Raw genomic sequence first — 7426 nt, 5'->3', positions numbered from 1 at the left:
GGTGGGTGCTTGCACTGCTCTTTTTTCTGCCGGATGTTTCCTTTGCAGCTTATTTAATTAATACAAAAATCGGTTCATGGATATATAATATTCTTCATCATAAAGGAATCATGATTGGACTGATTATAGCCGGATATTTTGCTGAAATTGAATGGCTGTTAGCCATTGGAATTGTTTTTCTCAGTCACGCTTCTTTTGACCGTGTTTTCGGCTATGGACTCAAACTCCCTGATGATTTCAAGCATACGCATTTGGGAAGGATTGGAAATTAAACTACTGCTTAAGAATATTTATCTCTTTTCAATGGATTCTCTACATGTTCTGATAATATAGTATTTGAGAGACCCCGTACTAAACGGTCATCTGCCGTCCACATAATTGTTTGATTGTCCATAGCCAAAGCAAGATATAAGGCATCATACATTGTAACAGGCAGTGAAATAGATATATCAAAAGCTAATTTTGCCAAAGTCTGGTGATAAATTACATCGGCTGCTATACGTTGTACCTGAGTCCGCTTTCGGTGAGCATCTGAAGCTTCTAATTCTCTTCGCCTTACTTTTTTACCTATGATGGAATCCATCTCTAAATAAAAAAGATCCGGAACAAGAAAACTTGAATGATCTTTCAGCAATAGTTCAGCTTTATCCGAATCCTCTTCTAAAAAAATCCACTTAGCAGCAATAGATGCATCAAGAACAATACTCATCGATCCCGGATTTCCCGTATATCATCCACACTATTGGAAAACATTCGACCTTCAGCACGATATTTAGTCAGTTCTTCCCGAACCATATTTCGGGTTTCCTCAATATCCACTTTTCCCAAAGCATCAATCATCTCTTTCAACTCTGCTTGCAATGATCGATTGTTTCGCGCGGCTCTCTTTTTCCAATTATTAAGTGTTTTCTCATCGATATTTCTTACTAATACGTCTGGCATACTTCTCTTGGTTCGTTGATTGATATCATTATGATATCTTTTTTCCCAATAACTTTCAAGTTCAAAAATTTTAGTTCAATTTACAACGCATTCCACCTCAGATTCCTTATCTTGGAAGCGATTTTCAGATGATTAAACACGATTATTTACTATGATTAAAGATAATGCTTCGATCGGTGTAATTGGCGCCGGAACAATGGGAACCGGAATTGCTCAGGTTGCTTCTACACAAGGACACAAGGTTTATTTATATGATGCATATCCTAAACAACTAGAAAAATCCAAAGCAGGACTTGAAAGCATCCTTACACGACAGGTGGAAAAAGAACGAATGACTCAAGAGGAAGTGGACGGAATCTTGGGAAGAATTGAGTTCGTCGATAACATTACCAACTTTGGAGAATGTGGTTTTGTGATAGAGGCTATTGTTGAAGATCTTGACATCAAGAAAGACACCTTTGCCCGACTGGAAGGCATTGTTTCGAAAGATTGCGTTCTTGCGTCCAACACCTCCTCTCTTTCTATCGCTGCTATTTCCTCTGCCCTAAAAAAACCGGAACGGTTTCTAGGTGTTCACTTCTTCAATCCAGCTCCATTAATGAAACTGGTGGAGATCATTTCCGGAATTGCAACGGATGATGAGGTTTTCAGATCAACCAAAGAATTTATCAAAAGCTGGGGCAAGATCACCGTTTCCGGGAAGGACACTCCGGGGTTTGTTGTAAATCGGGTAGCACGTCCTTTTTATGGGGAAGCCCTCCGTATTTACGAAGAAGGTATTGCTGATGCCGCCACCATCGATTGGGCCATGAAAGAGATCGGCGGATTCCGCATGGGTCCGTTTGAACTGATGGACCTGATCGGGCATGACGTAAATTATGAGGTAACCAGTACTGTGTTTGAGGCATTTTATTATGATCCACGATTCAAACCTTCTTTCGCCCAAAAACGAATGGTGGAAGCCGGGTGGTTGGGACGCAAATCAGGCAGGGGATTCTATCACTACGAAGATGATTCCAAAAACCCCAAGCCAAATAAAAACAGAGAACTCGGGCAAGAAATTTTCGACCGCATTCTGACCATGCTGATCAATGAAGCCTGTGATGCTGTTTTCATGAACATTGCCTCTATCGAAGATGTGGACCTTGCTATGCAAAATGGAGTCAATTACCCCAAAGGATTATTAAAATGGGCGGATGAGATCGGTCTCAAGAATGTGCTCGACCGGATGACAGCCTTACAAGTTGAGTATAGAGAAGATCGTTATCGACCGAATCCATTATTGAAGAAAATGGTCGCAAATCAGAAGAATTTTTATAAAGATTAGCTGTCAGCTATCAGGCTTCAGCTTTCAGTTAAAATCTATTTCTAACCGGTTCACGCATCCGCTTGGATCAAAACTAAAAGCTGAGAGCTGACGGCTGAAAGCTTAAATATCCACACCTATGAGTAAAGAAATCCATCCTATAATAAACAATATGCTCCAAAACGATGCCTTTTCCTTATGGATGGGCATTGAAGTGCTGGATTCTGAGCCGGGATACTGTAAGCTTTCGATGAAAATTCGGGAGGAAATGACGAATGGATTTGGAGTGTGTCATGGAGGAATTACGTTTTCTTTTGCAGATAGCGCTCTCGCTTTTGCATCCAATTCCAGAAGCTCCATTTCACTTGCTCTCGAAAACAACATAAACTTTACAAAGAAAGTGAGTGTTGGGGATACACTGATCGCTGAAACCGAAGAACTTCAAAATGGCCGCACGATCGGCGTATATAAAGTCAAAATTTCCAATCAAAGTGAAGAATTGGTTGCAGAATTCAGAGGAACCGTTTACCGAACAGGGAAACAGCATGAAATTGATAATCAATAAATTTCTTAAGTCTTTTATCTAACATCTTATGTCTACAAAGCAAGTGTACATTATAGACGGAACCAGAACTCCCATTGGAAAACTGAAAGGAGCCCTCTCTCCCATTCGGGCAGATGATCTCGCAGCTATACCAATCAAAGAACTCATCCAACGAAATCCTGAAATCGATCTTGAAGCTATTGAGGATGTCATTCTTGGTTGTGCAAACCAGGCCGGCGAAGACAACCGAAATGTGGCAAGAATGGCTTCCTTGTTAGCTGGAATTCCGGTTTCAGTCCCCGGGGAAACGGTGAACCGATTGTGTGCCTCCGGCATGAGTGCAACAGTAAAAGCCTATCATGCCATTAAAGCCGGAGAAGGTGACCTTTTCATTACCGGCGGAGTGGAACATATGACCCGCGGACCGATCGTTTTAGGAAAGGGTTCTTCCCCATATTCCGGCACTACAGAAATGCATGACTCTACTTTTGGGTGGCGTTTCATTAATCCAAAGATGGAGGAAATGTACGGTACAGATGGGATGGGAACCACGGCAGAGAATGTGGTTGAGATGCATAAGATCAGCCGTGAAGATCAGGATAAGTTTGCGGCCTGGAGTCAGCAAAAAGCCGGGGCAGCGAGAGATTCGGGCCGACTCGCCAAAGAAATTGTACCGATAGAAATTCCCCGTAGAAAGCAGGATCCATATTTATTTGAGCATGATGAATTCATGCGTCCCGATACCACAGCTGAAGTACTCGCTAAACTTCGTCCGGCCTTCAGAAAAGACGGGAGCGTAACCGCAGGAAATGCCTCAGGATTGAATGACGGCGCAGGAGCTTTATTGGTCGCCTCAGATAAAGCAGTCAAAGATTTTGGACTGAAGCCGAAAGCGAGAATTGTGGCCCATGCCGTTTCAGGAATTGAACCACGAATTATGGGATTGGGTCCGGTGGAAGCAGCTCAAAAAGTATTAAAACGTGCCGGCATGAAGTTGGAAGATATGGATGTCATTGAGCTGAACGAGGCTTTTGCTGGACAATCACTCGGCGTAACCCGAATGCTGAAAATAGATGACAAGGATCCACGGCTCAATCCAAACGGAGGAGCAATTGCACTTGGTCACCCCCTTGGAATGACCGGTCAGCGGTTATTACAAACAGCTACGGTTGAACTTCATGAGAAAGAATCTCACAGATATGCACTTTGTATGTTGTGTGTGGGTGTGGGACAAGGCATGGCTGTGATATTAGAGAAGGTCAAATGATTATTAGGAGATTAAGTTATTGAGTGATTAAGTAGCCAAGTTAGATCATGTATAAACTATCTGAATTAGAATCGTGGAAATCAGCCAGAGAGTTGAGACAAATGGTTTCAAATCTGGTGAAGCATTTTCCAAAAGATGAAAAATTCAGATTAAAAGATCAGATTATTCGTTCTTCAAGATCTGTTCCTGCAAATATTGCAGAAGGATTTGGGAGGTACCATTATCAAGAAAACATTCAATTCTGCAGAATGGCTCGTGGCTCGCTCTATGAAACACAAGAACATTTAGTTTGTGCGCTTGACGAAGGATTTATACAAAAAGAGGTCTTTGATAAGCTTAACGATCAGATTTTGCAATGCTTAAAAATTTTAAACGGATACATAGCCTATTTAAAAAAATCAAAACAAGGTTCAAATAAATAAGTACTAAATCTCTCAATAACTTAATCTTCTAACCTTTATGATCTACGAATTCAATGGATACAAACCGGTCGTTCACGAAACGGCTTTTGTGCATCCTCTGGCTGCGGTTACAGGAAACGTGATCATCGGTAAGGATGTGTATATCGGTCCCGGTGCGGCAATTCGTGGGGATTGGGGAAAGATCGTGATCAAAGACGGATGCAATGTGCAGGAAAATTGTACCATTCATATGTTTCCGGGAGTAACAGTAACTTTAGAAGAAGAAGCACATGTGGGCCACGGAGCAATCATCCACGGAGCTCATCTTGGTGAAAATTGTCTTATTGGAATGAATGCCGTGGTGATGGACAATGTGAAAATCGGCAAAGAATGTATTATTGGAGCGTTAACCTTTGTACCGGAGGGAATGGAGATCCCAGACCGAAAAGTCGTAGTTGGAAATCCTGCAAAAATTGTAAAGGAAGTCACAGATGAAATGGCGAAATGGAAAACGAAAGGAACGCATTTGTATCAACAACTTCCGGGTGAACTTCATGAGACCCTAAAAGAATGTGACCCACTTAGGGAAATTCCCAATGGCCGGGAAGATCAGGAAATGGGATATCAAAATTGGAAAAAAGCTAAAAAAGATCATTAATGGGATTTTTTAATAACGATAAAAAAGGAAAGGCTCCTCACACATGGTATTCCGAAATATTACATTGGAGAACAGGTGATAAAATATTCTGCTGGAATATTTCAAAAGCCATTGGTTATCTGAAAGTAAGATCGAAAGATCTTTCTAAATATATGACGGGTGTCGAGCAAATGTCAGGAGGCTTTGGAAAAGGCACTTTTAAATATAAATCAGTAGATGAAAAAGGGAACATATACCTTGAGTACGAAGGGGAAACTGTTCAGTTTGAATTTTGGAGATTTATAAAGGCTTCCAAAAATGAATCATTAGAAAGCAGAAAATTAGAATCTGAGGTTAACGATTCAGAAAACTACATGGAATTAATGAAAACGTTTCAAAAAGCCTTTGATGAATTACAAGAATCCGATAATCATCCAAAGCGTTTAGGCGAATCAACACAAGGCATAGAATGAAAGTAAATAGTTATATAGAAGGCAAGTGGTTAAATGAAGGCAATGAAACTGATTTGATCAGTGCGGTTACAAACAAATCGGTTGCGCAATTAGTAGAAGCGGAAATTGATTACAAATCGGCACTGGAATATGCACGAACCGTTGGTGGACCCAAGCTCCGCAAAATGACCATCCATGAGCGAGCCTTTAAGATCAAATTTCTTGGTCAGTACCTGATGGAGCGTAAAGAAAAATATTACGAGATCTCCACGCACACCGGGGCCACACGAGCTGATTCCTGGATCGATATTGAAGGTGGGATCCTCACGGCTTTTGGGATCTCAAGCAAATCCCGTCGCGAGCTTTCGGATCTGCCCTGGCATGTGGAAGGTGATACTGAGCGACTTTCCCGCAAAGGCTCCTTTATGGGTCAGCACATTTGTGTTCCCAAACACGGAGTCGCTGTTCACATCAATGCTTTCAACTTCCCGATTTGGGGAATGCTGGAGAAACTGGCTCCTGCTATCATTGCCGGAATGCCGGTTATTGTGAAGCCATCTCCGATCGGCTCATACCTCTCTTGGGAAGTTTTTAAGGATATCATTGAGTCAGGTATTCTCCCTGAAGGCACGGTTCAATTCATTGCCGCAGATAAACCCGGTGACCTGCTTGATCACCTGATAAGTCAGGATTCCGTTGCATTCACCGGCTCAGCCTTAACCGGACAGAAACTAAAAGCACATCCGAATATTATTGCCAATAATGTGCAGTTTAACTTGGAAGCTGATTCGCTGAACTGCTCTATTCTTGGGGAGGATGTCACCTCCGACATGGAGGAATTCGATCTCTTCATCAAAGAAGTGGCCCGGGAAATGACGGTCAAAACAGGCCAAAAATGTACAGCCATACGCAGAACGATCGTTCCCGAGCATCTGGAAGATGAGGTCGTTGATGCGCTGAAAGCCCGATTGGAGAGAACAATCATCGGCGATCCAGGACAAAAGGAAACACGAATGGGACCATTGGCAAGTTCCCTTCAAGCCGAACGATTTGAGGAACAGCTTCGGCAACTTTCTGAGATCACAGATACTGTGTATATGGCAAATGGAGAACAAAATGGAGCATTTACAACTCCAAGAGTGCTCGTTTGTCACCAGCCTATGCAGGTGGATAAAGTTCATCGTCTGGAAGCATTCGGGCCAATGACCACGGTCATGCCTTATAAAAATACTCAGGAAGCCATCGATATTGCGAACAAGGCAAACGGTTCGTTGGTTGGCTCTCTTTTTACTGCGGATGATGAGCTCGCCCATAAAATCACAATGGGTTGTGCCCCCTACCATGGACGTTTTATGGTGATCAACAAAAATTCAGCAGGAGAATCGACAGGGCATGGATCACCTATCGCTTCGCTGGTTCACGGCGGGCCGGGACATGCCGGTGGTGGCGAGGAACTGGGTGGAGCAAGGGCTGTACTTCATAACATGCAGCGAATTGCCTTACAGGGATCACCCACTACTTTAAGAAACATTGTAAAGCAGCACATCAAAGGAGCAGAAACACGGGAATCCGAGAAACATCCGTTTCAGAAATATTTTGAGGAACTGGAGGTCGGTGAAGCAATGACCACCGAGAAGCGTACGGTCACCGAAAAAGATGTAGAGCAATTTGCTGAACTCAGCGGTGATCATTTTTATGCCCACACTGATCCTGAAGCAGCAGCCCGTTCACTGTTCGGAAAGATCGTAGCTCACGGCTATTTCGTACTTTCGGCCACAGCAGGATTGTTTGTGGATCCTGATGAAGGTCCGGTAATGCTAAATTATGGATTAGAAAATCTTAGGTTTGTTGCTCCTGTTGCACCAGGCGATACTATT

At 42.7% G+C, this 7426-nt stretch carries 10 protein-coding genes; 8 read left to right on the top strand and 2 right to left on the bottom strand.

Translation table 11 applies throughout. The features are described 5' to 3' along the window. On the top strand, positions 1-272 hold a 272-nt coding region (locus tag VFM80_RS10725), incomplete at its 5' end, for a DUF4260 family protein (protein ID WP_395071828.1). Positions 273-280: 8 nt separating this feature from the next. Here the strand turns inward: VFM80_RS10725 and VFM80_RS10720 are convergent. After that, positions 281-709, bottom strand: a complete 429-nt coding sequence (locus VFM80_RS10720; protein ID WP_395071827.1) for a type II toxin-antitoxin system VapC family toxin — start codon at positions 707-709, stop codon at positions 281-283. Then, on the bottom strand, positions 706-942 hold the full coding sequence (locus VFM80_RS10715) for a FitA-like ribbon-helix-helix domain-containing protein (protein ID WP_395071826.1): 237 nt from the start codon (positions 940-942) through the stop codon (positions 706-708). Before VFM80_RS10715 ends, VFM80_RS10720 begins: the two co-directional genes overlap by 4 nt. A gap of 151 nt (positions 943-1093) precedes the next feature. On the opposite strand from VFM80_RS10715, the gene VFM80_RS10710 reads away from it, so the two are divergent. From VFM80_RS10710 to paaZ, 7 genes are all read left to right on the top strand, one after another. Continuing rightward, on the top strand, positions 1094-2269 hold the full coding sequence (locus VFM80_RS10710) for a 3-hydroxyacyl-CoA dehydrogenase NAD-binding domain-containing protein (protein WP_395071825.1): 1176 nt from the start codon (positions 1094-1096) through the stop codon (positions 2267-2269). Between the two features lie 118 nt (positions 2270-2387). Beyond that, positions 2388-2813: a PaaI family thioesterase gene (locus VFM80_RS10705; protein WP_395071824.1), complete on the top strand. Its 426-nt coding sequence runs from the start codon at positions 2388-2390 to the stop codon at positions 2811-2813. 28 nt (positions 2814-2841) lie between these two features. Further along, the gene (gene pcaF / locus VFM80_RS10700; protein ID WP_395071823.1) at positions 2842-4059 is read left to right on the top strand and encodes a 3-oxoadipyl-CoA thiolase; all 1218 of its coding nucleotides are present in this window, start codon (positions 2842-2844) and stop codon (positions 4057-4059) included. Between the two features lie 47 nt (positions 4060-4106). Then, on the top strand, positions 4107-4481 hold the full coding sequence (locus VFM80_RS10695) for a four helix bundle protein (protein WP_395071822.1): 375 nt from the start codon (positions 4107-4109) through the stop codon (positions 4479-4481). Between the two features lie 37 nt (positions 4482-4518). Further along, positions 4519-5118, top strand: coding sequence for a transferase hexapeptide repeat family protein (locus VFM80_RS10690; RefSeq protein WP_395071821.1), 600 nt, complete (start codon positions 4519-4521; stop codon positions 5116-5118). Beyond that, positions 5118-5570, top strand: coding sequence for a hypothetical protein (locus VFM80_RS10685; RefSeq protein ID WP_395071820.1), 453 nt, complete (start codon positions 5118-5120; stop codon positions 5568-5570). The genes VFM80_RS10690 and VFM80_RS10685 overlap by 1 nt, the downstream gene beginning before the upstream one ends. Further along, positions 5567-7426 (top strand): phenylacetic acid degradation bifunctional protein PaaZ (gene paaZ / locus VFM80_RS10680; protein ID WP_395071819.1); only part of this gene is annotated, 1860 nt, incomplete at its 3' end. The genes VFM80_RS10685 and paaZ, both read left to right, overlap by 4 nt.

The sequence above is a fragment of the Gracilimonas sp. genome, assembly GCF_035704785.1.
In the GTDB taxonomy this organism is placed as follows: Bacteria; Bacteroidota; Rhodothermia; order Balneolales; family Balneolaceae; genus Gracilimonas.
This window is presented reverse-complemented; position numbering and strand designations above follow the sequence as displayed.

Excerpts from the sequence above, each read along its gene's own strand:
- VFM80_RS10720 (WP_395071827.1), bottom strand. The coding sequence starts at position 709 with ATGAGTATTGTTCTTGATGCATCTATTGCTGCTAAGTGGATTTTTTTA.
- VFM80_RS10695 (WP_395071822.1), top strand. The coding sequence starts at position 4,107 with ATGTATAAACTATCTGAATTAGAATCGTGGAAATCAGCCAGAGAGTTG.
- VFM80_RS10685 (WP_395071820.1), top strand. The coding sequence starts at position 5,118 with ATGGGATTTTTTAATAACGATAAAAAAGGAAAGGCTCCTCACACATGG.
- VFM80_RS10715 (WP_395071826.1), bottom strand. The coding sequence starts at position 942 with ATGCCAGACGTATTAGTAAGAAATATCGATGAGAAAACACTTAATAAT.
- VFM80_RS10710 (WP_395071825.1), top strand. The coding sequence starts at position 1,094 with ATGATTAAAGATAATGCTTCGATCGGTGTAATTGGCGCCGGAACAATG.
- VFM80_RS10690 (WP_395071821.1), top strand. The coding sequence starts at position 4,519 with ATGATCTACGAATTCAATGGATACAAACCGGTCGTTCACGAAACGGCT.
- pcaF (WP_395071823.1), top strand. The coding sequence starts at position 2,842 with ATGTCTACAAAGCAAGTGTACATTATAGACGGAACCAGAACTCCCATT.
- VFM80_RS10705 (WP_395071824.1), top strand. The coding sequence starts at position 2,388 with ATGAGTAAAGAAATCCATCCTATAATAAACAATATGCTCCAAAACGAT.